Source organism: Agromyces bracchium, assembly GCF_009709675.1.
GTDB classification, from domain to species: Bacteria; Actinomycetota; Actinomycetes; order Actinomycetales; family Microbacteriaceae; genus Agromyces; species Agromyces bracchium.
Window position 1 is genome coordinate 219688 of sequence record NZ_WMLB01000006.1, and the last position, 24347, is coordinate 244034.

At 71.9% G+C, this 24347-nt stretch carries 21 protein-coding genes and 1 pseudogene; 9 read left to right on the forward strand and 13 right to left on the reverse strand.

The window, feature by feature from the left end; translation table 11 throughout:
• Positions 1–10 precede the first annotated feature (10 nt).
• From GJ743_RS02250 to GJ743_RS02265, 4 genes are all read left to right on the forward strand, one after another.
• Positions 11–1198, forward strand: a complete 1188-nt coding sequence (locus GJ743_RS02250; RefSeq protein ID WP_155050285.1) for a polyamine ABC transporter substrate-binding protein — start codon at positions 11–13, stop codon at positions 1196–1198.
• Complete coding sequence (locus tag GJ743_RS02255) at positions 1191–2084, forward strand: ABC transporter permease (RefSeq protein ID WP_328288705.1); 894 nt, start codon at positions 1191–1193, stop codon at positions 2082–2084. Before GJ743_RS02250 ends, GJ743_RS02255 begins: the two co-directional genes overlap by 8 nt.
• The gene (locus GJ743_RS02260; protein ID WP_230386275.1) at positions 2081–3019 is read left to right on the forward strand and encodes an ABC transporter permease; all 939 of its coding nucleotides are present in this window, start codon (positions 2081–2083) and stop codon (positions 3017–3019) included. The genes GJ743_RS02255 and GJ743_RS02260 overlap by 4 nt, the downstream gene beginning before the upstream one ends.
• 119 nt (positions 3020–3138) lie before the next feature.
• Positions 3139–4815, forward strand: a complete 1677-nt coding sequence (locus GJ743_RS02265; protein WP_155050286.1) for an amidohydrolase — start codon at positions 3139–3141, stop codon at positions 4813–4815.
• 17 nt (positions 4816–4832) lie between these two features.
• On the opposite strand, the gene GJ743_RS02270 is transcribed toward GJ743_RS02265, so the two are convergent.
• From GJ743_RS02270 to GJ743_RS02290, 5 genes are all read right to left on the reverse strand, one after another.
• Positions 4833–5480: a GNAT family N-acetyltransferase gene (locus GJ743_RS02270; protein ID WP_155050287.1), complete on the reverse strand. Its 648-nt coding sequence runs from the start codon at positions 5478–5480 to the stop codon at positions 4833–4835.
• 35 nt (positions 5481–5515) lie between these two features.
• Positions 5516–5983 (reverse strand): hypothetical protein, encoded by a 468-nt coding sequence (locus GJ743_RS02275; protein WP_155050288.1) that lies wholly within the window; start codon positions 5981–5983, stop codon positions 5516–5518.
• Between the two features lie 104 nt (positions 5984–6087).
• On the reverse strand, positions 6088–6756 hold the full coding sequence (locus GJ743_RS02280) for a response regulator (RefSeq protein ID WP_155050289.1): 669 nt from the start codon (positions 6754–6756) through the stop codon (positions 6088–6090).
• Complete coding sequence (locus GJ743_RS02285; RefSeq protein WP_155050290.1) at positions 6753–8810, reverse strand: sensor histidine kinase; 2058 nt, start codon at positions 8808–8810, stop codon at positions 6753–6755. Before GJ743_RS02285 ends, GJ743_RS02280 begins: the two co-directional genes overlap by 4 nt.
• 30 nt (positions 8811–8840) lie before the next feature.
• Entirely contained in the window at positions 8841–9530 is a 690-nt protein-coding gene (locus GJ743_RS02290; RefSeq protein WP_155050291.1) for a hypothetical protein, read from the reverse strand.
• Between the two features lie 232 nt (positions 9531–9762).
• Here GJ743_RS02290 and GJ743_RS02295 point away from each other — a divergent pair, with 232 nt between their 5' ends.
• Positions 9763–11268, forward strand: coding sequence for a helix-turn-helix transcriptional regulator (locus tag GJ743_RS02295; protein ID WP_155050292.1), 1506 nt, complete (start codon positions 9763–9765; stop codon positions 11266–11268).
• A 9-nt stretch (positions 11269–11277) separates the two neighbouring features.
• Here GJ743_RS02295 and GJ743_RS02300 read toward each other — a convergent pair whose 3' ends face one another.
• Positions 11278–11817: a PadR family transcriptional regulator gene (locus GJ743_RS02300; protein WP_155050293.1), complete on the reverse strand. Its 540-nt coding sequence runs from the start codon at positions 11815–11817 to the stop codon at positions 11278–11280.
• A gap of 128 nt (positions 11818–11945) precedes the next feature.
• Between GJ743_RS02300 and GJ743_RS02305 the strand changes: the two genes are divergently transcribed.
• Positions 11946–13094 (forward strand): serine hydrolase domain-containing protein, encoded by a 1149-nt coding sequence (locus tag GJ743_RS02305; RefSeq protein WP_196216882.1) that lies wholly within the window; start codon positions 11946–11948, stop codon positions 13092–13094.
• A gap of 157 nt (positions 13095–13251) precedes the next feature.
• Here GJ743_RS02305 and GJ743_RS02310 read toward each other — a convergent pair whose 3' ends face one another.
• Positions 13252–14058: a glycoside hydrolase family 16 protein gene (locus GJ743_RS02310; protein ID WP_155050295.1), complete on the reverse strand. Its 807-nt coding sequence runs from the start codon at positions 14056–14058 to the stop codon at positions 13252–13254.
• Between the two features lie 187 nt (positions 14059–14245).
• On the opposite strand from GJ743_RS02310, the gene GJ743_RS02315 reads away from it, so the two are divergent.
• Together GJ743_RS02315 and GJ743_RS02320 are read left to right on the forward strand one after the other, a co-directional pair.
• Positions 14246–15694 (forward strand): NAD(P)/FAD-dependent oxidoreductase, encoded by a 1449-nt coding sequence (locus tag GJ743_RS02315; RefSeq protein ID WP_155050296.1) that lies wholly within the window; start codon positions 14246–14248, stop codon positions 15692–15694.
• On the forward strand, positions 15691–16074 hold the full coding sequence (locus GJ743_RS02320) for a cupin domain-containing protein (protein WP_328288706.1): 384 nt from the start codon (positions 15691–15693) through the stop codon (positions 16072–16074). Before GJ743_RS02315 ends, GJ743_RS02320 begins: the two co-directional genes overlap by 4 nt.
• Before the next feature lie 55 nt (positions 16075–16129).
• Here the strand turns inward: GJ743_RS02320 and GJ743_RS02325 are convergent, their stop codons facing one another.
• Together GJ743_RS02325 and GJ743_RS02330 are read right to left on the reverse strand one after the other, a co-directional pair.
• Positions 16130–16723, reverse strand: a complete 594-nt coding sequence (locus tag GJ743_RS02325; RefSeq protein WP_328288707.1) for a TetR/AcrR family transcriptional regulator — start codon at positions 16721–16723, stop codon at positions 16130–16132.
• Positions 16724–16740: 17 nt separating this feature from the next.
• On the reverse strand, positions 16741–18225 hold the full coding sequence (locus GJ743_RS02330; protein WP_155050297.1) for an APC family permease: 1485 nt from the start codon (positions 18223–18225) through the stop codon (positions 16741–16743).
• 142 nt (positions 18226–18367) lie between these two features.
• On the opposite strand from GJ743_RS02330, the gene GJ743_RS02335 reads away from it, so the two are divergent.
• Positions 18368–19528, forward strand: coding sequence for a DmpA family aminopeptidase (locus GJ743_RS02335; protein ID WP_230386280.1), 1161 nt, complete (start codon positions 18368–18370; stop codon positions 19526–19528).
• A gap of 944 nt (positions 19529–20472) precedes the next feature.
• Here the strand turns inward: GJ743_RS02335 and GJ743_RS20070 are convergent.
• The 4 genes and pseudogenes from GJ743_RS20070 to GJ743_RS02355 all read right to left on the reverse strand — a co-directional run.
• Positions 20473–21216 (reverse strand): annotated as a pseudogene (locus GJ743_RS20070) (DUF7800 domain-containing protein); the annotation flags it as partial.
• Positions 21217–21277: 61 nt separating this feature from the next.
• On the reverse strand, positions 21278–22018 hold the full coding sequence (locus GJ743_RS02345; protein WP_155050299.1) for a winged helix-turn-helix transcriptional regulator: 741 nt from the start codon (positions 22016–22018) through the stop codon (positions 21278–21280).
• A 13-nt stretch (positions 22019–22031) separates the two neighbouring features.
• Positions 22032–22490 carry a VOC family protein gene (locus GJ743_RS02350; RefSeq protein WP_155050300.1) on the reverse strand — a complete coding sequence of 153 codons (459 nt, stop codon included), beginning with the start codon at positions 22488–22490 and terminating at the stop codon, positions 22032–22034.
• Positions 22491–22595: 105 nt separating this feature from the next.
• On the reverse strand, positions 22596–24320 hold the full coding sequence (locus GJ743_RS02355) for a PucR family transcriptional regulator (protein WP_155050301.1): 1725 nt from the start codon (positions 24318–24320) through the stop codon (positions 22596–22598).
• Positions 24321–24347: the final 27 nt, after the last annotated feature.

The window sequence follows — 24347 nt, forward strand, 5'->3', positions numbered from 1 at the left end:
AAGGAGCGACATGGCCGAGAAGTCCACCCCCATCCGGATCCTCGCGAGCACCGAGCAGGTGCCGATCCTCCAGCGCGCGATCGACCGCCGCCGGTTCCTGAGCTTCGCCGCCGCCATGGGCGGCACCGCGTTCCTCGCCGCCTGCTCGTCGCCCGGCGGCGGCACGTCATCGGCGCCCGTCGCCACCGGCGGCGAGCTCGAGGGCTCGCTCAGCATCTACACCTGGGGCGACTACGACTCGCCCGACGTCGTGTCGTCGTTCACGGCGGACTTCGGCCCGAAGGTCACCTTCGACTCGTACGGCTCGAACGAGGAGCTCATCTCCAAGCTCGTCGCCGCGAAGGGCACGTCGGGGTACGACATCATCGTGCCGACGGGCGCGTTCATCCCGCAGATGATCGAGAACGGCATCATCCAGAAGCTGAACAAGGACCTGCTGCCGAACATCGAGCACATGGACCCGGCCTTCCTCGGCCGCAGCTGGGACCCCGAGAACGAGTACTCGATCTGCAAGGCGTGGGGCACGACGGGCTTCGTCTACGACAAGACCGTCATCACGCGTGAGCTGAAGGACTGGAACGACTTCCTCGACGCCGCGCAGAACGAGGCGAGCGGCAAGACGAGCGTGCTCGACGACCCCGCCGAGGTCACGGGCCTCTACTACTGGGCGAACGGCATCGACTGGAACACCACCGACGAGGCCGAGATCGCCGCGTGCGAGGACTTCATCGTGAACACCCTCGCACCCCACATCTCGGCGTTCGACTCCTACCCGGGCGGCCAGGCGATCCCGCAGGCCACGCAGGTGCTCATGCAGGCCTGGAACGGCGATGCCCGCATCGGCATCCTCGAGTCGCCCGACCCCGACCGCTGGCAGTGGGTGCTCGGCTCCCCCGCGACCGAGCTCTGGATGGACAACTGGGCGATCCCGGTCGGCGCTCCGCACCCCGAGGCCGCGCACGCGTTCATCGACTGGACGATGGTCCCCGAGAACCAGCTCCTCCAGGTCGACTACATCGGCTACCACACGGGCGCCGCGGGCATCGAGGATGCCGCGAACGAGGCCGGCCTCGAGATGCTCGACCTGGTCTTCTTCACCGAGGAGCAGATCGCGACCATGAACGACGGCGAGGTCAACGAGGCCCAGCAGCGCAACGTCGACATCTGGAACAAGGCGAAGGCCGCCGCCGGTGCGTAGTCTCCGCCTGCCGGGCTTCGCCCTCGCGATCCCCGCGTGGGCGTGGCTCGTCACCTTCTTCGTCGTACCGGTCGGTGCTGTGCTGTACTTCAGCTTCGGCTACAAGCCGGGCATCTTCGGCACCCACGCGACCGACGTGCTGTCGTTCGACCGGTACGCCGAGGCCCTCTCGCCGACCTTCTTCGAGGTGTTCATGAACACCCTGTGGGTCGGCATCGCGGGCACCCTGCTGTGCCTGGCCATCGGCCTTCCGGTGGCCTACTGGATGGCGGTGAAGGCGCCCGCGAACCGCCGGGGCCTCCTCATCGCGCTCGTGATGGTGCCGTACTGGACCAACTTCCTCGTGCGCACCATCGGCTGGCAGATCATCCTCGCCCCCGAGGGGTGGATGTCGCAGCTGCTGCAGACCGTCGGCATCACCGACGGCCCGCTCGAGATCCTCTACACGAGGGCGGCGGTGCTCATCGGCGTGGTCTACAACTACCTGCCGCTCATGATCCTGCCGCTGTTCGTCGCGTTCGACCGCGTCGGACCGGCGCTCCGCGAGGCGTCGAAGGACCTCGGCGCGAACCGCGTGGGCACGTTCCTCCGCGTGACCTTCCCGCTCGCGCGGCCCGGCATCATCGTCGGCCTGCTGCTCGTCTACATCCCGCTCATGGGCGACTACATCACGGCGACCGTGCTCGGCGGCGCGCAGGGCAACATGGTCGGCCAGCTCGTGGCGAGCCAGTTCCAGGCCGCGCAGAACTGGGCGCTCGGCTCGGCGATGGCCGTGCTGCTCATCCTCGTGATCATGGTCTCGGCGGCCGCGATCGGGCTCCTGCTGTGGCTCGTCTCGCTGCCCTTCCGCGCCCGCAACCGCGTCGTCCTGGAGGCCTCGGCATGACCACCACCGCACCCGAGACGACCATGACGGATGCCGCGCCCGGCGCCGCCGAGGCATCCGCCGCCCGCACGCCCGACGCACCGGTCGCGCGCCGCGCGCGACGCTCGCCCGTCGACACCGGGCTGACGGTGTGGAGCGTGCTCGTCTTCCTGTTCCTGTTCGCGCCGATCATCGTGATCCTCGTGTACTCGTTCAACAACGGGCGCCTGCTCATCGCGTGGAACGAGTTCGGCTTCGAGCCGTACCGGGCGCTCTGGGAGAAGCCCGCGGTGCGGGACGCGGTCGCGGTGTCGCTGCGGACCGGTGCGATCGCGGCGGTGCTCGCGACACTGCTCGGCACGCTGGCCGGCATCGCGCTCGCGCGAAAGCCCGGCAAGTGGGCGCTGTGGTTCATCGGGCTGCTGCTGCTCGTGTCGGTCACGCCCGAGATCGTCGACGCCGTGGCGCTGCTGCCGTGGCTCGTGTTCCTCGGCCAGGATGCGGGGCTGTCGATCTTCAACGACGGCACCGTGCGACTCGTCGTCGGCCACTCGCTGTTCTCGACCGCCGTCGTGACCTACATCGTGCGGGCCCGGCTCGTCGGGCTCGACGCACAGCTCGAGGAAGCCTCGGCCGACCTCTACGCCCGGCCGTTCACGACCTTCCGTCGCGTGACGCTGCCGCTCGCGATGCCCGCCGTGCTCGCCGGCCTGCTGCTGTCGTTCACGCTGAGCCTCGACAACACCGTCGTCGCGGCGTTCGTGCAGGTCTCGGGCTCCACGCCGTGGCCCGTGTACGTGCTGAGCGCGCTGCGCGGCGGCCTCCGCCCCGAGATCGCGGCGGTCTCGACCGTGATGCTGCTGCTCACGCTCGCGGCGCTCGCCCTCGTCGCGGTCGTGCTGAAGCGCGCCGGCGACTCGGCGACGCAGATCGCCCGCACGATGTCGGGCGGCTGAAGCTCCGCGCGGCCGCGGTCCGACCCGAACGCCGCGGCCGCGCGGCATCCGCCCGTCTTCGGTGGTCGAGTAGGCCGCAGGCCGTATCGAGACCCCGCACACACGAAAGGACCCCTCCCATGACCCACGCCGACCTCGTCTTCACCGGTGGTCCCGTCTTCACGGCCGACGCGGTCCGGTCGCGCGCGAGCGCGGTCGCCGTGCGCGGTGGTCGCATCGTCGCGGTCGGATCGGACGACGACGTCCGCGACCTGGTCGGCTCGTCGACGGAGGTCGTCGACCTGCGCGGGCGGCTGCTCGTGCCCGGCTTCCAGGACGCGCACGTCCACCCGGTCTGGGGCGGCCTCGACCTCATGCGGTGCGACCTCGCCGAACTGTCGACGCAGGATGAGTACCTGTCGCGCATCGCCCAGTACTCGGCCGCGCACCGCGACGACGAGTGGGTGCTTGGCGGCGGATGGTCCATGTCGGCGTTCCCCGGCGGAACGCCGACCGCCGCGGCGCTCGACCGGGTCGTGCCCGATCGCCCGGCGTTCCTGCCCAACCGCGACGGGCACGGCGCGTGGGTGAACTCGGCCGCGCTGCGACTCGCCGGCATCGACCGCGACACCCCCGACCCCGCCGACGGCCGGATCGAGCGCGACGCCGACGGCAACCCCAGCGGCACGCTCCACGAGGGCGCGATGTCGCTCGTGAACCGCCTGCTCCCCGAGACGAGCCTCGAGACGCTCACCGAGGCCGTGCTGCTCGGCCAGCAGTACCTGCACTCGTACGGCGTGACCGCCTGGCAGGACGCGATCGTCGGCACCTACGGCGACGCGGGCGACCCCGGGCCCGCGTACGTCGCGGCCGCGAACGCGGGCAAGCTCACCGGCCGGGTCGTCGGCGCGATCTGGTGGGACCGCACGCGCGGGATCGAGCAGATCCCCGACCTCGTCGCCAAGCGCGACGCGTACCGCGCCGGCCGGTTCGCCGCGACGAGCATCAAGATCATGCAGGACGGCGTCGCCGAGAACTTCACGGCCTCGATGCTGGAGCCCTACTGCGACGGCCACGGGCACTTCACCGACAACTCGGGCATCTCGTTCGTCGACCCCGCCGTGCTGAACCCCGCCGCCGCCGAACTCGACCGACTCGGCTTCCAGCTGCACTTCCACGCCATCGGCGACCGCGCGGTGCGCGAGTGCCTCGACGCCGTCGAGCACACCATCGCCGCGAACGGGCGAAGCGACCACCGCCACCACATCGCGCACATCCAGGTCGTGCACCCCGAGGACATCCCGCGGTTCCGCGAGCTCGGCGTCGCCGCGAACATGCAGTCGCTCTGGGCGGCGCTCGAGCCGCAGATGGTCGAGCTGACGCTCCCCTTCCTCGGCGACCCGCGCAGCGCCTGGCAGTACCCGTTCGGCGACCTGCTCCGCTCGGGCGCGGTGCTCGCGGCGGGCAGCGACTGGTCGGTCTCGACGCCCGACCCGCTCGCCGCCATCCACACGGCGGTCAACCGGAAATCGGCGCCCGCGTACGCCGAGGGCGACTACGAGGCGTTCCTGCCCGAGCAGGCCATCGACCTCGCGACCTCGCTCACGGCGTACACCGCCGGCTCGGCGTGGGTGAACCACCTCGACGACGTCACCGGAACGATCCAGGTGGGCAAGTACGCCGACCTCGTGGTGCTCGATCGCGATCCCTTCGCGGGCCCGGCGTCGGAGATCGGCGCGACGCGCGTCGAGCAGACGTTCGTCGAGGGTGAGCGCGTGTACGCGGCGGATGACGCGGGGGCGGTGCGCGCGGCCTGAGCGCCGGTCCCGCTTCGTCAGGCGCCGAGTTGCGCTCGCACGGCGTCGTCGAAGCCGTCGACCTCGAGGGTCCAGTCCGGGCGGACGAAGCGATCGCGCTCGAGCCGCAGCAGCACCTCGCGCTCGACGTGCTTTGCCCGGGAGACGACGCGCTTCTCGCCGTTCTCGACGTAGCCGAGGCGGCGCGAGACCCCGAGTGAGGCCGCGTTCCAGTCGATCGCTCCCGACTCGGCGACCTCGGCGCCGAGGTGGTCGAAGCAGAACGCGAGGACGGCCGCGCGCATCTCGATGCCCAGGCCGACGCCTTGGCGCGATGCAGTGAGCCACGAGCCCGTCGACACGGTGCGGAGCGTGGCGAACCGCGTCGCGCGCACGTCCTGGACGCCGACCGGGACGCCGTCCTCGATCACCGCGAACAGCAGCGTCCAGTCGTCCGGAGTCGTGCCGACGCGCTCGCGCCAGACGTGTCGTGCGAGCTCGCGACTGATCACGTCCGGTGCCTGGTCCGTCCACGGGAACGCGAACGGCATGACCGCGGGGTCGTGGATGCCGCTGAGCGCTGCGTCGGCGAGCGCGTCGAGGTCGTCGTCGCGCACGAGGCGGAGTTCCAGCCGGGGCGTGCGCAGGGTCAGGCCGAAGAGCGGCCACGCGTCGACGAGGTGCATGGCACGACGATAGTCATGTCGAACCCGCGGCGACCTCAGCCCTCGCAGGCCGCCTGGAGTTCGCCGACCGCCGAGGCGAGGGTGCTGAGTCCGGCCTGCAGGGTGACCGGGTCGGCCGTCGTCGGGTCCTGTGCCGCAGCGCGGGCCTGGTCGAAGAACGACGTCGCCGCGTCCGCGGCCTCCTCGGCCGACGGCTCGAGCTCCGGATTCGTGACTGCGGTGGTCGCTGCGACGATCGCGGACTCGACCTCGTCCATCGTGGCGATCGCCGCCTCGGGGTCGTTGACGAGGTCGCTCTGGAGCGCGGTCCCGTCCACCGCGGAGAGCTCGTCGAGACCGGTGCGGAGTTCCGTGCACGCCTCGTCGACCGTCTGGTCGGAGCCGGCCGACGTTCCGGCCGATTCGGACGGGGCCGTCCCGCCGCCGGGCCCTCCGGTGCAGCCGGCGAGCAGGAGCATCGCGATCGCCGGGACGGCGAGCGCGGTGGTGGTGCGCAGGGTCATGTTCGGGTCCTCTGTTCGATTCCGCGGCGGCGGCGGACCCGGTACAGCCTGCCACGGCCCGATCGGTCGGTGCACGGGCTCCCAGCAACTTCTGATCGACCCGGTCACGGCGCGACGTCGCGACCGACTCCGGCGTCGCGCGCGAGCGCGATGGCCTCGTCGCGGTCGGCGACGTGGAGCTTGGTGAAGATGTTGGAGATGTGGTTCCGCACCGTCTTCGGGCTCACGTAGAGTTCGCGCGCGATCTCCTGGTTGCGGGCCCCCGACGCGATCAGGTCCAGGACCTCCCGCTCGCGTGCGGTCAGCGTTGGGAACGCCTCGGCCGCCGGGCCGCCCGGCCGCTCCGCGGAGAAGTAGGCGAGCACCCGGCCCGCGATGCCCGAACCGAACACGGCGTCGCCCGCAGCCACGGCCCGGGTCGCCCGCACGATCTCCTCGGGCGTCGCGCCCTTCAGCAGGTACCCCCGCGCGCCCGCCCGCATCGCGGCGAAGACCGCGTCCTGGTCCTCGATCATCGTGAGGACGAGCACCGCCATGTGCGGGCTCACCCGCACGATCGCGCGTGTCGCCTCGATCCCGCTCAGGGTGGGAAGGTTCACGTCCATGAGCACGACGTCGGGCTGCAACCGCTCCGCCTCCCGCACGGCCTCGGGTCCGTCCGCGGCGGCGCCCACGACCTCGAGCGCGGGCGCCTCGGCGAAGACGCCGACGAGCCCCTCCCGATAGACCGGGTGGTCGTCCACGACGAGCACGCGGAGCCGCTCCTCGGTCATCCCGGTCCCTCCTCCGCGTCGGGCGGGATCGGCAGCGCGGCGCGGACGATGGTCCCGCCGCCCGGCCTCGGTGCGACTTCGCACGACCCGCCGAGTTCGCGGGCGCGCTCGCCCATGGACTTGAGGCCCATCCCCCCGGCCGTCGCGTCGGCCATCCCGTCGCCGTCGTCAGCGACCTCGACGCGCAGCGCGCCGTCCGCGGCCACGACGCGCACCGCGACCGAGGAGGCACCGCTGTGCCGCGCCGCGTTGGTCATCGCCTCGGTCGCGATCCGGTACGCGGCGACCTCGAGCGCCGCCGGCAGCACCGCCCCGCGCGTGCGGACGTCGAGCGTCGTCCGCCCGGGCAGGAGCGAGTCGGCACGCTCGCGCACGGCGCCGGCGAGCCCGAGGTCGTCGAGCGCTGGCGGTCGCAGGTCGTCGACGATCCGGCGGATGTCGAGCACCGCGTCGCGGATGCCGCCCTCGAGCCGCACCACGCGTTCCTCCGTGTCGCTCCCGTCGACCGTGTCGGCCGGGAGCGACCGCCGGAGGTTGCCCGCTTGGAGTGCGAGCGCGGCGAGCGCCGACCCGACGCCGTCGTGGATGTCTCGCCTGAGGCGGCGGCGCTCCTCCTCGCGCGCGAGCACGAGCTGCTCGCGCGACGCCTGGAGGTCCTCGGCGAGTTGCACCGCCCGGACGGTCCCGGCGACCTGGCGCGCGAGGTCCTCCAGCACGCGGCGGTCGGCGGCGGAGAACGCCTCGCCCCGGCTGCGACGGCCGACCTCGAGGGTGCCGATCGACTCCCCCTGGTGCACGAGCTCGAACTCCTGCGGGTCGGGCGTCCGCGTGCCGTACGCCGCGATCGGCCGTGCCGAGCCCACGGGGACGACCGCGACGTACGGCACCCGGAGGGCTTCGCCGACGCCCGCGGCCACGGCGGGCAGCAGTTCCTCCGCGACCGCGGTGTCGGAGACCTGCCGGGCCAGTCGCGACATCGCGCGAGCCGGGTCGTCGCGGTCGCCGTACATGAGTCGGTTCACGACGCGTTGGAGCCACTCGCGCAGCGGATACGCCGCGATCGCCACCACGAGCACGACGAGCACCGAGACGCGCCAGTCGGCGGAGCCGGGTGCGACGGACCCCACGGCGAGGACGACGGCGCCGTACACGGCGATGGCGCCGAGCGTGAGCGCGCCGTAGACGAGCGTCCGGTTGATCACGAGGTCGATGTCGTACAGCCGGTACTTCACGATCGCGATCGTGACCGCGACGAGCACCACCGCGAGCGGTCCCCATCCGATGACGATCCCGAGGACGGGCGACCAGTCCCCCCACTGCACCCCTGCGGCACCCGTGGCGAACAGCGCGGTCCATCCGACGACCGCGATCCCCGCCGCCCACAGCATCCAGCGCAGCTGCTCGCGCTCGTCGCCGCGAGCGCGCCGCCGCCGCACGAGGACCGCAGCCCAGCCGATCGCGATCGCGACCGGGGAGAGCACCATGAGCACGGCCAGGGCGAACGCGGACTCGAATGCGATCGCCCGCGGGACATCCGTGAAGTCCACCGGGTCGGACGGATACAGCGCGTACCCTGCCGTCGCGAGGGCGAGCCACACGATGAGGACGACCACGACCGGCCGCCATCGCGGGCTCGGCGGCCGGCCGTCCGGGAAGAGCAACGGAACGAAGGCGAGGAGCGCCATCATCGCCGGGTACCAGTTCCAGTCGGCGAACCATGCGGCGATCTCGACGCCGGGCACGCTGCCGGGCTCGAGGTACCACCCCTCGATCACGATCCACCTCGCCGCGGTGTCGAGGATGATGCTGCCGACCGCGGCGAGGATGATCCAGCCGATCGGGTGTCGGGGCAGGCGCCGGAGGATGGTGGCGGCGAGGACGCCCACGAACGGGACGAACACGGCAGTGCCCACGTAGTACGGCAGCTGATCGACGATCGCGACGGGGAGGGCGTCGCGCTCGAGGACGACGAGGACGGCCAGGGCCGCGCCGGACGCGAACGCCGTCGCGCTCACGACCCACGCCCATGTGCTGGGCGACCGGAGCCCGCTCATCTCATCGACGCCTCCCGGCCGGACGAGGCCTCACCCCTGAGGCTCAGTATCCACCACCACCGTGGCGACGGCGACCCAGACCACCGCGAACAGCAGCGGGAACATGCCGAGCATCCAGGCGATCGGGACGAGCGGAGCGATGACGAACCCAGCCCACGCGAGCCATCGCGGGAGTCGTCGCGACCGCCATGCCGTCACGCCGAACGCCACCATCAGCACCGACAGCCCGGTCGTCGCCGGATTGAACACCTGGCTCGCGAGCATCTCGAGGCCGTACCCGGCCTCCGGCGCCGGCGGGAAGCCCCCGTCGAGCGTGCCGGCTGCGACGTGCGCGCCGGCCGACGAGGCCGCACCGGCCACGATGGCGCCGACCGCCGTGATGGCGGCGCCGACGACGCCGACCTGCCCGCCGATCGAGGGCGTGACCCGCCCGACGTCGACCGACCGCCGCAGGAACGCCGCGGCCCAGACGAGGAGGATGCCGGCGAGCGGGAACAGCACCATGCCGAGAAGGGACGTGAGGTTCAGCCGCACGTCGTCGGCGTGCGCGGCAGCGAAGTCGTCGAGGCTGCTGCCCTCGTACACGTAGGGCGGCAACGAGAAGATGACGACCCCGGCACCGAAGGACACGAGGAACGCGGCGCCGATCAGCCGAGCGGGCTGGAATCGCCTCCGTGTCGTCGTGGTCGGGATGACGGGGTCGTCGGCTCGCGTGGACATGGCGGGCTCCCTCCGTGGGATTCGATGTCTCCACGCTCGTCGTCCCGATGTCCCGATCGCACGTGACCGACGGTCCCGTTTCCGCACGGAACAGCTCGCCGACAGAATTCACTGTATTCTTCAGCAGCATCCTGCCGCTGGGATCGGCCAGAACGCGAAGAATGCGATGCTCAGGCAGAACTTCGGGAGGTCTTCGGTTTGCGCCATCCGGGTGCGCATGTGAGCATGAGGCATGGTCACCGCCGATCCAGCCCGCATCGCGACCCCGCAGGCCGCGTACATCGCCGCGCCCGAGCCCGGGCCCGACGAGGTCGACGCGCTGACGCTCGGCCGCCGCATCCGCGAACGCCGCCTCGCCGCCGGCATGACCCTCGGACAGCTCGCCGCGGCGATCGACCGGGCACCGTCGCAGGTGAGCGCGATCGAGAACGGCAAGCGCGAACCGCGGCTGTCGATGCTCCGCACCATCGCCCTCGCGCTCGGCACGACGGCCGACGAGCTGCTGCGCCCGGACGCCCCGTCCGAACGGGCCGCGCTCGAGATCGCCGTCGAGCGTGCGCAGCGCGGCCCGGTGTTCTCCGCGCTCGGCCTCGAGCCGTTCCGTGTCGCGAAGACCATGAGCGACCAGACGCTCGAGACGATCCTCGCGCTGCACAACGAGATCGATCGCCTGCACCGCGAGCGGGCCGCGACGCCCGAGGAGGCCCGCCGGGCCAACGCCCAGCTGCGCGCCGAGATGCGCGCGCGCGACAACTTCTACCCCGAGCTCGAGGCGAAGGCGGCCGAGCTCCTCGAGGCCGTCGGCCACGCGGGCGGCCCGGTCTCGCACCAGCTCGTCGCCGACATGGCGAGCCACCTCGGCTACTCGCTGCACTACGTCGGCGACCTGCCGCACTCGACGCGCTCGGTGACCGACAAGCGAAACGGCCGCATCTACCTGCCGACCCAGCAGTCGCCCTCTCGCGACTCCCGTTCGCCGATCCTGCAGGCGCTCGCGAGCCACCTGCTCGGCCACGAGGAGCCGGGCAACTACGGCGACTTCCTCCGTCAGCGCATCGAGACGAACTACCTCACCGCCGCGATCCTGCTGCCCGAGCAGGCGGCCGTCCGCTACCTGACGGAGGCGAAGAACCTGCGGCGCATCTCGATGGAGGAGCTGCGCGACCACTTCGCGGTCTCGTACGAGACGGCCGCCCACCGGTTCACGAACCTCGCGACGGCGCGCCTCGACATCCCCGTGCACTTCATGAAGGTGCACGAATCGGGCACCATCATCAAGGCGTACGAGAACGACTCGGTGCGATTCCCGTCCGATGCGCTCGGCGCGGTCGAGGGTACGACGGTGTGCCGCAACTGGACGGCCCGCACGGTGTTCGACGTCGAGGACCGCTTCAGCCCCTGGTACCAGTACACCGACACGACGTCGGGCACGTTCTGGTGCACGTCGCGCATCGAGAAGGCCAAGGAGGGCGAGTACTCGGTGTCGGTCGGCGTCCCGTTCGAGCACGTGAAGTGGTTCCGCGGCCGCGAGACACCGCATCGTGCGGTGTCGCGCTGCCCTGACGAGTCGTGCTGCCGACGCGCCCCCGACGAGCTGGCGGGCAAGTGGGCGGATGCCTCGTGGCCGGCCGCCCGAACCCCGACCTCGCTGCTCGCGGCGCTGCCCACGGGCACCTTCCCGGGTGTCGACCAGACCGAGGTCTACCAGTTCCTCGAGGCGCACGCCCCCCGCCCCTGACCGTCGCGGTCAGCGCTCGTCGGCGGCGAGCTCGCGGAACCAGGCGAGCCCGGCGCGGTGCGCCATGAGCCCGTAGTCGAGCGTCGCGCGCTGGTAGCGGAACACCTCGCGGTACTCCTCGGGCACGGCCCGCGCCTGCTCGTCGAGCGCGGCGGCGAACTCCTCCAGACGCGCGAGCTCGCGCTCGACCTCCGACGTGATGTGGTCCAGGATGTCGCGGCGCTCGTCCGCGTCGTCCACGAGGCCGAGCAGGAACAGCCGACTCAGCGCGGCGACCTCGAGGTCTCCGCCGGCGAGCGGTGAGCGGATCCAGGCGTGGAACGCCGCGACACCCTCGTCGGTGATCGTGTGGAACTTCTTGCTGCGGCCGCCCTCGACGACCCCCTCGACGGTCACGTACCCCGACGCGACGAGACCGCGAAGCGCGCTCTGCAGGCTGCCGAAGCTCGCCCGGTAGAAGAGCGATGGCCCGCGCTGGAACTGCGTGTTCAGCGAGTACAGCGTCTGGGGGCCGAGCAGAATCAGCAGCCCGAGGATCACGTTGCCCACCGGCACTCCCTCCGCGACATCCGCCGTTCACGCGTCACCCCTTGTCGGCCGCACGTCGGTGTCGTATATTCCTACTCGTGATATCACTACTCGTGATATCACGATTCGAGACGAGAGGATTCTCGCAGATGACTTCCGCGGACTCGTTCGCCACACGCCTGGACCGGCACCTCGACCGCGTGACGCGACGGCGCGGCGAACTCGGAGCGCCTCAGGTCGCCGTCCGGGCGCCTGGGCTCGGCATCGACTACCGCTTCGGCGACGCCGACGCCCGCTTCCACGTCGCGAGCGTCGGCAAGCTCGCCACGGCGACACTCATCGCGCAGCTCGTCGAGCGGCGGGCGCTCGCCTTCGCCACTCCGGTGGCCGAGCTGCTCCCCCGAGACGAGCTCGCCGGCCTCTTCGAGACGACGCCGGCGACGGATGCCGCGGGCGGAGCGAGCGTCGACCAGTTACTGTCGCACACGGCGGGCGTGGCCGACTACTTCGACGGCCCGGTCGCGAGCGGGTCGCGGATGCGCGATCTCGTCGTCGACGACCCGGACCGATTCTGGTCGCCCGCCGAGCTGCTCGCGTTCAGCCGCGAGCGGCAGCGTCCGATCGGCCGCCCGGGTGAGCGCTTCCGCTACTCGGACACGGGGTTCGTGCTGCTCGGCCGAATCGTCGAGGAGGCGACCGGGCAGGCGTTCCACGAGGCCCTGCACGAGCGCATCTTCCGGCCCGCGGGCATGCTCGACAGCGCGCTCCTCTTCCATTCCGTGCCCGAGCGCGACCGCGCGACATCCGCCGCCGACGGCGACCCGGCCGACGGCCGCGGCAGCACGACCTCCGCCGCCGCGCCGCCGCGCACGGCGATCGCGCCGCTCCGGCTCGGGCGCGTCGAAGCGAGTCGCTTCACGAGCCTCAGCTGCGACTGGGCCGGCGGTGGCATCGTGAGCACGCCCGACGACCTGCTCGCGTTCAGCCGCGCGCTGCACGACGGCACCCTGGTCGCGCCGGCGACGCTCGCGCACCTCGCCGAGCCGCGCAACCGCTTCCGCCCGGGCCTCCGCTACGGCGCGGGCATGATGCAGGTCCGCTTCGGCGGGTTCTCGCCGTTCCTCGCCGGGCTCCCGCGTCCGACCGGTCACGTCGGCGTGCTCGCGACGCACGTCTTCCACGACCCGGCGCACGACGCCGACATCGTGCTGAACTTCGCGTCGACCCGCGAGATGCGTCGCAGCTTCATGACCCTGATCGAGATCGAGCGAGCGCTGCAGCAGGTCGCCCGCGCGTGATCGCGGGGCCCTGGACACCGCGGACGTGACACTCAGGCCACTTCCCGCACCGCACCGCACCGCACCGCACATGAGAATCCGGGTCTCGCGACTGCACGCGGCGCCGAACCTCGGATCTTCATGCACGAGTGAAGGGACCGGCCGGGCCGGCGCGGCCTCAGTCCGCGCGGTACCCCCGCACCGCGTGCACCGCGAACGACTCCGGGTAGGCGGCGACCGCGGGCGGCTCGGGCGGGAACGCGTAGACGTTCAGCATGAGCTGCATCGGGTACTGCGGCGACTGCCGGACCCGCTTGCGCACGAGCCCGTCGATCGAGAACACCACCTCATCCCGCCGCCAGTCGACCGCGTACCGGTGCGGCTCACGCACGTCGTCGTGCACGCGCACCTGTTCGAAGTCGTCGGTGATCGCCGGGTCGTTGAACGGGTGCACTCCCATGCCGACGAGCGCGCTGCCGTCGTCGGCGATGTCGCGCCCGAAGATCTCGAAGACGCAGATCTCGGCGGACTGCGACGGCTCCTCCTCGAGCCCGATCATCCAGAGGGCGGCCATGGCGTGCTCGTCGATGCCGTCGATCGCGGCGACGATCTCGACGCGGCCGAAGTGCGGGGTGAAGAGCCTCCGGTCGCCCTGCGCCTCTCGCACCACGAGGTCGTCGCGGAACGGATGCTGGCCCGCGACCGAGCCGACGGGCCCCGACCGCACCGCGGTCTGCAGGTTCGACACCCGGGTCGTTCCGTCGTACTCGACCGACCACGCCGGCTGGTCGGCGTCGACCCGCAGCCGCAGCACGCCGTCGGCCACGTCGTACCGGGCGCGCGTGCGTTCGCGGCTCGACCACTGCGGCAGGTAGTGCGGAATCCACTGCTCGAGGTCGAGCTCTGGGCCCGAGAGATCGGCGTCGAACTCGAGCAGGTCGGGGGCGGGCGGCGGCACGGGAGGGGCGGGCGGCACTGCGGGCATGCGGTCGATCCTGTCCCACGCCACCGACACGAGGGTTCGTCATCCACAGGCGTGCGCACATGAGAATCCGGGGGATGGGGTCGCTCGCGGCCCCGCTCCCCGGATTCTCATGCGCAACCCCTATTGTCCAACTGTGCAATATGAGGCAGGATGGAGGCCACCAGACCGACTTGGAGTGATCCCACCCATGGGAACGACCGTCTTCGAACGCCGCCGCCCCGCGGCATCCGTCATCGACCGCAGCCTCGCCGACACCGCGCACCGCGTGTTCTGGCTCGACGACCTCCCCGACGAGGCGAAGCGCCCCCGCGCCCGCCTCCAGGGCACGGTCGTCGCCGACCTCGCCGTCGTCGGCGGCGGCTACACGGGCCTCTGGACGGCCGTGCTCGCCAAGCGCGCGAATCCCGACCTGCACGTCGTGCTCCTCGAGGCCAAGCGCATCGGCTGGGCGGCGTCGGGCCGCAACGGCGGCTTCTGCGAGGCGAGCCTCACGCACGGCCGCGAGAACGGCCTCTCGCGCTGGCCCGCCGAGATGGACGAGCTCGATCGCCTCGGCCTGGCGAACCTCGACGCGATCGAGGCCGCCGAGGCCGAGTTCGGCATGGACTTCGAGTTCGAGCGCAACGGCTCCCTCGACGTCGCGATCGAACCGCACCAGGTCGAGTGGCTGCACGAGGCGGCGGCGGATGCCGCGTCCCGCGGCGACGACTCGGTGAAGCTGCTCGACGAGCACCAGGTGCGCGACGAGGTCGACTCCCCCACGTACCTCGGCGCCATCTGGAACACGCGCACGAGCGCCATCCTGCACCCGGCGAAGCTCGCGACCGAGCTCGCGCGCGTCGCCGAGGAGGCGGGAGTCGAGATCTTCGAGGACTCCCCCGTGACGCGCCTCGACACGCCGGGCTCGACCAGCGCGGTGCAGCTCGTCACCGAGCACGGCCGCGTCGACGCGACCCGTGCGGTGCTCGCGACCAACGTCTTCCCGTCGCTGCTGAAGCGCAATCGGCTGATGACCGTGCCCGTGTACGACTACGTGCTCATGACCGAGCCGCTCTCCGACGAGCAGCGCGCGTCGATCGGCTGGGCGAACCGCCAGGGCGTCGGCGACATGGCCAACCAGTTCCACTACTCGCGGATGACGCGCGACGGGCGGATCCTCTACGGCGGCTACGACGCGATCTACCACTTCGGCGGCCGCGTCCGCGACGCCTACGAGGACCGCCCAGAGAGCTTCGAGAAGCTCGCGAGCCACTTCTTCACGACGTACCCGCAGCTCGAGGGGCTCCGGTTCACGCACCGGTGGGCCGGCGCGATCGACACTTCGACGCAGTTCACGGCGTTCACCGGCCTCGCGCGCGACGGCCGCGTCGCCTACGCGTCGGGCTTCACCGGCCTCGGCGTCGCGTCGACGCGGTTCATGGCCGAGACCATGCTCGACCTGCTCGCGGGTCGCGACACCGAGCGCACGCGCCTGAAGATGGTGAAGACGCGGCCACTGCCGTTCCCCCCGGAGCCCGCGGCATCCCTCGGCATCAACGCGACGCGCTGGTCGCTCGACCGCGCCGACCACGACGGAGGACGACGCAACATGCTGCTGAAGACCCTCGACGCACTCGGCCTCGGGTTCGACTCGTGAGCGCGCCCGAGCCGGTGCTCGCGCGCCTCGTCGCAGGGGCCGTGACGGATGCCGCGAGCCTCGCGCTCGCGCACGAACCCGTTCCCGCCGAGCAGGTCGTGGCCGGGTCGCCCTCGACCGGGTACGCCCCGCTCGACGAGCCCGCCGACGGCGGGCGCGCGGGCGAGCTCGGCGTCTGGGAGATGACGCCCGGCGCGATGCGCGACGTCGAGGTCGACGAGGTGTTCCTCGTCATCGCCGGGCGTGCGACGGTCGAATTCGTCGAGCCCGTGCTGCCGTCGATCGAGCTCAGCCCCGGATCGATCGTGCGCCTCGACGCGGGCATGTCGACGGTCTGGACCGTGACCGAGACGCTCCGCAAGCTCTTCATCGCGCGCTGACCGCGTCGCGCGGGGTGCGCGCGGCGTGCTCGCGGCGTGCGACGACGACCGCGGGTCAGAGCTCGCAGTCGAGCGCGAGCGCCGCGTACTCGAGCACGGCGCGGCGGCATTCCGCCCGGTCGAGCCCGAGCCCGAGCAGCGGGTAGAGGTCGTACGAGTCCTCGAGTGCGACGAGGTTCCGCGCGATCGCGGCCACCGGCATGCGGGGGCGGAACGCGCCCACCCCCGCCCCGATCTCGAGCGTCGTGCGGTAGAGCATCACCTGCCGCTCGACGATCGACCGATGGAGCGGGCGCAACTGAGGCCGCTCGGGCAGCAGCGCGATGCTCTCGTAGACGATGCGTAGGTCATCGCTGATCTCGTCGGGGATGCCCGCCTCGATCATCGCGCGGAGCCGCTCGCGCGGGTCGGCGACCTCCTCGGCGATCCGACGGCGGCGCTCGTAGAACTCCTCGAGCACGCCCTCCACCGCGGCGGCGACGAGGTCGTCGAAGGTCGGGAAGTAATAGAGGACGCTGCCCGCACTGACCTCGGCCTCCGCGGCCACCGTGCGGACGTTCGCCTGCAGGATGCCGCGCTCCCCGGCGACCCGGCGCAGCGCCGCGACGAGTGCGTCGCGACGCTGCGCCTGCTTGGTGGACTGCTTCACGTGCGTGCTTCCTCGCCTCAGTCGGCTTCGATCGGCTCCGCCAGTCGCCGGTAGTGCGCCGGGTCGCGGCGCCTGATCGCCAGTCCCCACACGATACCGGCGACGAACAGGATCGGCGTCGGAAGGATGAGGACCAGGTTCGTGACCGGGTCGAGCCCGGTGACGAACTCGAAGTTGAGCACGATCAGCAGGAAGCCGGTGATGAGCCCGGCTGCGCCGAGCACCGGCGCGATGACGACGCGGAACAGGCCATGGCCGCGTCGGTCGCGTGCGAAGAACCCGATGACCGAGATCGCTGCGACGGACTGCGCGAACACGAGCCCGGCGACACCCGTCCCGTACGACCAGATCCCGAGTTGCAGGATCGGGTCGGCGCCGGTCGCCCACGCGACCAGGATCGCGACGACGGCGAGGCCGGCGATCACCGTGCTGGCGACGTGCGGGGCGCGAGTCGTGGGGTGCGTGCGCGCGAGCGGCGCGGGGAGCAGTCCCTCGCGGGACAGCGAGAACAGGTAGCGGCTCGAGGCGTTGTGGAAGGCCAGCAGGCACGCGAAGAAGCTCGTGACGACGAGCACCTGCAGCGCCACGGCGGCCCACGCGCCGAGGTACTGGTCGCCTGCGATGAAGACCGTCTCGGTGAAGGCGTCGGTCGCGACGAGGTCGAGCACGCCCTCGACGCCGAACGCGACCGTGATGACCCAGAAGGTGAACGCGTAGAACACGGCGAGGAAGCCGACCGCGACGTAGGTGGCGATCGGCACCGTGCGCGCCGGGTCCTTGGCCTCCTCCGAGTAGATCGCGGTGCCCTCGAAGCCGATGTACGCACCGAACCCGGTGACGAACAGCGCGGCGACGCCCGGCGCGAACAGGACGTGCTCCGGCGCGAACGGTGCGGCGCTCCATGGCTCCGGTCCGCCGTTCAGGAGCACGCCGATCGAGAGGACGAGGAGGATGCCGACCTCGGCGGTCAGCAGCACGGCGAGCACCTTCGCGCCGACGTCGACCTTGCGGTACCCGAGGAACGCGACGAGACCGGCCGCGACGAGCGACCAGATCGGCCAGGGCAGGTCGATGCCGAACAGGCTCGTGAAGGTGAGCGCGGCGAAGAACCCGAGGAAGCCGTAGAAGCTGAGCGAGAGCGCGATGTACGCGAAGACGGTGACGAGCGCGGTGCCGATGCCGGCGGGCTTGCCGATGCCCTTCGACGCGTAGGCGTAGAACGCGCCGGTGTTGCGGACGTGACGTGACATCGCCGTGAACCCGACGGCGAACAGGATCAGCACGACCCCGCAGATCAGGATGGCGCCGGCGGCGCCGATCCCGCCGAGGCGGAGGGTCGTCGGTGCCGCGCTCGCCACGACCGTCAGCGGGGCAGCGGCCGAGACCACGAAGAAGACGATGTCCCACACGCGGAGCCGGCCGCCGGCGAGCCTGCCCGGGGCGCCTGCGTCCGTGGGCGTCGGCGAATCGACCACGGTCGAATCGGGGATGTGCTGCGTCATTGCCACGTCTCCTCAGGTGCATCGGTGGTGCTCGGGAACGAACTTGAACACGCATTCAAATTCCTATCGACGCCATCTGTCAAGAGTGTTAGATTCGAAATCCCAAGATTCTGAACGATTGTTCGAACTTCAGGAGTCGATGATGACCGCTGCCCAGCACACCCGAGCCCGCGACCTCGGCGTGCCGTTCGACGGCACCCCGGGCCGGTGGAACGCGATCACCGACGTTCCGGGCGTCGAGGTCGGCTACGCGACGATCGTGGAGGGCGACCCCGGCGACGACGTCGTGGCGCGCACCGGCGTGACGGCGATCCTCCCCCGCGGGCGCGGGGGCGCCGGCATCCCGTGCGCCGCAGGCGTGCACTCCCTGAACGGCAACGGCGAGCTCACGGGCCGCAGCTGGATCGAGGAGTCGGGCTCGCTCACGCTGCCGATCGGGATCACGAACAGCCACGCGGTCGGCGCAGTGCACACGGGCATCGACCGCTGGGCGCACGAGGCGCATCCCGGGCTCGCGGCCGAGTGGATGCTCCCCGTCGTCGGCGAGACCTGGGACGGCTACCTCAACCAGATCAACGCCGGGCACGTGCGCCCCGAGCACGCGATCCTCGCGATCGAGTCGGCCGCGAACGGCCCGGTCGCCGAGGGCAACGTCGGCGGCGGCACGGGGATGAACTGCTACGGCTTCAAGGGCGGCTCGGGCACGGCGTCGCGCGTCGTCGAGTTCGGCGACGAGACCCACACCGTCGGCGTGTTCCTGCAGGCGAACTTCGGCAGCCGCCACGAGCTGCGGCTCGCGGGCGTTCCGCTCGGGCGGGAGACCGCGGCGCCGAACCCGTTCGAGGACCTCGAGTGGTTCGTCCGCGACGGCGAGCGGGCGCGGGTGCGTGCCGGCGCGGGCAGCGTCATCGGCATCGTGATCACCGACGCCCCGCTCCTGCCCGGGCAGTGCGAGGCCCTCGCACGCCGCGTGCCCCTCGGCCTGGCCCGCACCGGCACGGCCGGAAGCCACTTCTCGGGCGACATCTTCCTCGCCTGCTCGACCGGCAACGCCGGCTCGTTCACCTCGAACATCCCCTCGGGCGACGTCGGCGACGATCCGTACGAGACCGCCCGCTACGTGCCCTGGGGCCGCATCGACCCGTACTTCGAGGCCGTCGTGCAGGCGACCGAGGAGGCCGTGGCGAACGCCCTCGTCGCCGCGCGCGACATGGTCGGCCGCGACGGGCACGCGAACGTCGCGCTGCCGCACGACGAGGTGCGGGCCGCGTTCTCGGGCCGGGCGGAGCAGCCGGCGGCCTGACCGCGGGCGATCAGCCCGACGTCACGCGTGCCCGCGGATCCGCCGGCACGCGCACGTCCGCGACCTGCTCGAGGTGCGGATGGTCCTGGTCGCCGCCCTCGACCACGCCTGTGTGCCACGACAGCCGGAGCTCGTCGGGCGCATCGACCAGCATCGCGAGGTTGTTCGCGAACCAGGGCCCCTTCACGGTGCGCCAGCGGAAGGGCGCATCGGGAACCTTGGCCGAGCGCGCGGCGAGCCGACCGACGGGCGTCGCCGCGCCGTACGACATCACGACCGAGAACCATCGCATGACGCGCGGCAGCGGGTTGCGGATCGGCGAGCAGACCGCCTGGAGGATCCGCGCGCCCGGCACGTCGTCGCGGTCGACCTGGGCGAGGTAGGAGTAGTGCACGTCGCCGGCGAGGAAGAGCACGTTCCGCGGCGCCCGCCCGCGCTCGCCTGCGGCGAGCTCCCGGACCATCCGCGCGACCTTCTGGAACGTGTCCTGCCAGGCCCCCCAGTGCTCGAGGTCGACGGCCTGGCGGAGCGCCTCGCACACGGGCCGCCCTCCGGCCCCACGCCCCCTGCGAGATCGCCTCGTCCCAGGCCTCGACGTTGTGGAGCCCCATCGGCAGCAGGAACGGGAGGGAGGTCGCGATGAGCACGTGCCGGAATCCGCCGCGGAGCTGCGCGTCGAACCACTCGAGCTCCTCCGCGTCGAGCAGGCCACGGGCCTCCGGGTCCAGGTCGCGCGCGGCACGCGAGTCGACGACGACGAGGCGGATGTCGTCGAAGTCGCGCGTGTAGCTCCACCGCACGCTCGTCGGCTCCCGGTCGCCGCGGTCGGCGAACGCGTCGACCTCGTCGGTCAGGTCGAGCTCGTCGTCGCCGTCGTGCCGCGCGACCCGCTGCCACAGCTCGTCGTCGGCCCGTTCCTCGGGCGTGAGGTTGCCGAGGTGCTGGTACACCCAGTACGAGCCGAGCCCCGCCACGATGCGGCCGTGCCACCACGAAGTCGCCTCCATCTTCTGCTTCCAGTCGTGCGAGGCGTTCCAGTCGTCGCGGATGTCGTGGTCGTCGAAGATCATCGCGGTCGGCACCGTCGAGAGCAGCCAGCGGTTCGCCGGGTCCGACCACGCGAGCCGATACAGGTGGGCGTACTCCTCGTAGTCCTTCAGCTCCTCCCCCGGCTCCTCGTCGATGTCGCGCTTGTTCCGGATGAACTCCTGCATCTCGTCCGAGGTGATGTCCGCGTACACCTGGTCGCCGAGGAACATCATGAGGTCCGGGCGTTCGGCGAACCCCTCGGCGAGCGCGAGCGCGAAGGCGCGCATGGCGTCGACGCCGTGCGTGAGATTGCCCTCGAGGTCGTGCGGCACGCTCGTCCGGCACGATCCGTAGGCGAGGCGAAGGCGCCGGCCGGGCTCCCACGTCGCGACGACGGATGCCGGGTACTCCGAATCCGGATCGGGCCACGCGCGCTCACCGTCGACGTCCAGCTCGTACGGCAGCACGGCGCCGGGCTCGAGCCCGTCGAGCTCGACGAGGGCGTAGTGGTGGTCGTGCACGGCGAAGGTCCGCGCCTGCCAGCTGCGGCCGTCGGCACGGACGCGCACGGTCGCGGCGTCCTCCGTCTCGACCCAGATCGTGGCGGAGGTCTCGCCGACATGGCGGAGCATCGGACCGAGGATCAGCGGGGAGGTCATCACCTCGTTCTACCCGCCGCGCGGTCGCGCGTCACGGGGTTGCGACGCGCGCGCGAACGCGTCAGGCGACGGATGCCGCGAGGCCGCCGGCCGCGTCCTCAGGCGGCTCGACGGGGTCGATGCGGAAGGTGCGCGCGAAGCGCGTCACCCCGTCGCGGTCGCCCGCGAGCACCGGCACGCCCGAGGCATCCGTTCGCCCCGCGATCAGGTCGCGGAGCTCGGCGGGCTCGAGCGCGAACTCGACGCTCGAGCCCGCGGCATCCGCAGCACTCGACCCGACGCCCGCCGAGGGCCGGGGTGCCGGCACCGCATCGGGCCCGATCGGCACGACCTCGAGGGTGCGTCCGTCGACGCTCGCGGCGACCGAGGCGCGCCCGACGTGCAGCACGTACTCGGTCGCGGGCTCGTCGGCCGCGGCATCCGCCCGGAACGCCGAGCGCAGCGCGATCGCGAGCGCCTCGTGGCTGAGGCGCTCCTCGTCGCCGGGATCGCCGAGCACCGACCAGCCCCACCGCTCGAGCGCGACGACGACGGGTTCGAGCTCGCGGCCGAACGGCGTGAGCTCGTAGCCGCCGCGCACCGTCGGCACCCGGCGGACGACGCCTGCCTCCTGCAGTTCCTTCAGGCGGTCGGCGAGGATGTTCGTCGGGATGCGCGGCAGGCTCGCCTTGAGGTCGCCGTACCGGCGCGGGCCGACGAGCAGGTCGCGCACGATGAGCATCGCCCACCGCTCGCCGACCCGCTCGATCGCCCGTGCCACCCCGCTGTACTGGCCGAAGCCGCGCGGGGATCGTGCCGCCATGCGGCCGTTCCGATCAGGCCGACGTCGACGGGGAGCCGGCGCCCTGCTCGGCGAGGAACGCGTCGGGCCCCTGCTCGACGGCGGCCGGCTCCATGAAGAAGAACTCAAGGATGTTGCCGTCCGGGTCCTCGAGGTCGCGCGAGTACATGAAGCCGAGGTCGCTCGTGGGGCGCGGCTCGGTGCCGCCCGCGGCGAGCCCCTTCGCCATGGTCGCGTCGACGACCTCGCGCGAGTCGCACGTGAGCGCGATGAGGGCCTGCGCATGCGTCTTCGGCTCGGTCACCTGCTTGTCGGTGAAGGTCTGGAAGAACTCCCTGGTCAGCACCATGAAGTAGACGTTCTCGTCGACGACGACGCAGGCCGCGTTGTCGTCGCTGAACATCGGGTTGATGGCGTAGCCGAGGGCCTCGTAGAACGCCTTCGACCGGTCGAGGTCGGCGGTCGGGATGTTCACGAAGATGCTGGTGGTCATGGTCTCCCCCTGTGAGATCGGGTCGTGCCGGGCGGCCGACATCGCTAGCTTGCTCTTTGCAAGTGCACTTGTCAAGAGCAAGTAACGGATGGCTCGGCCGGCCGCTCAGCGCACGCCGCTGCGCCGCACCAGGAGCGCGAGATGCAGCGCCGTCTGCGTCTCCCCGTCGTCGAGGTCGACGTCGAGCAGGTCGCCGATGAGCGCCAGCCGCTGGTAGAACACCGAGCGCGAGAGATGGCTCGCCTGCGCCGCCGCGGTGCGATTGCCGGGATGCGCGAGCATCGCCGCGAGCACGTCGAGCAGGTCGCCGCCGCGCGCGAGGTCGTGCTCGATGAGCGGCGCGAGCATGCGCTCGCCCAGCTCCTGCAGCCGGTGGTCGTCGCGCAGGGCCGTCACGAGCCGGACGAGCGGGCGGTCCTGCGACCGGCGAACGATCGGGCCGCGCGCACCGCGCGCCACGGGCGTGCGCGAGAGGTCCAGCGCCTCCTGCACCGACACGAGCAGGCCGTCGAGGTCGCCGGCGCGCGCACCGATCGAGAGTACGACGCCCGAGGCATCCGTCGCCCCGTCGGCGCCGATCGCGAGGTGCCCGACGAAGCGCCGCGCCGCGTCGTCGTCGAAGCGCGTGCCCGCGGGCAACGACACGAGCAGCACCCGGGCGGATGCCGCCGCGCCCGTGCCGACCGGCCGGCCGTCGAGCGCGCGCCCACCGAGTCCGCGCGCCGCGGCATCCGCATCGCCCTCGCCGCCCCGCCCCGTCACCACGACGCCATGGAGGTCGGCGCCGTGCACGGGCAGGCCGGCCGCCTCGAGCCGCGCGATCGCACCGCCCGGCGCCGCGAACCGCCCACCCAGCAGGTGCTCGACGAGTCGCTGCCGCCCGATGCGACCCCACGTGTCGTCGTCGCCGTCGGCGAGCCGGCCGAGCGCGAGGGCGATCGCGCCCTGCTCCAGCACGCTCGTCCGGCCGGCCGGATGCGTCGGTCCGGGCAGCGCGATGAGGTGCCCCCAGCGGATGCCGCGGGCCTCGACGGGCACGATGAGCCACGCGTCCGGGCGGGCTGCGGCCGAGCCCGTCGGCGCACCGCGCCCGCCCGCCCCGGCGGGTCCGCCCGACGCCCAGCGCCGATGCGCATCGCGCGAACGCAGCTGCCAGCCCGCGAGCACCTCCTCCTCCGATTCCGGCGGAAGGTCGGCCGCGACGATCTCGTGCGAGAGGTTCTCGAGCAGCACCGGCGCGGCGAGGGTCTGCGCGAGCTGCTGCACGATGTAGTCGGCCGGAGCGCCGCGCAGCGCGAGCGCGGTGAAGCGCTCCCGGACCTCGTCGCGTGCGTGCAGGGCCGCCGTCTGCTCCGAGATGATCCGGCGGTGCACCGCCTGGGTCAGCCCGACGAACTTGACCTCGCGGTGCAGGGCCGCGAGCGCGAGCCCGTGCTCGGCCGCGGTGCGGTGCACGACGGCCGGCACGTAGCGGTAGTGCGCGCCGAGCTCGAGCACGAGGCCCGAGATGCCGACCTCGACGAGCCCGGCGATGAACGTGCGCAGCTCGTCGGGCTCGGTCGGCCAGCCCGACCCGGTCGAGAGCAGCAGCTCCCCGCCGTCGAGCAGCCGGGCGACGCCGGCGCTGTCGGAGACGTGCACCCAGCGCACGCGCGCGTCGAGTGCCGCGTCGCCCACGAGCACCTCGGGAACGCCCGCCGCGACCGCGTCGAGCGCGAGGATCTCGCGCACCGTGGGCAGGGCGTCATCCGTCGCGAATCCGTTCGCGGTGCCCGCGGGGGCGCCCGGACGATCCGTTCGATCTCGTTCGTCTTCGCGACGCTCTGGCATCCGCTCGGCCTCTCTGTCTCTGTAAGA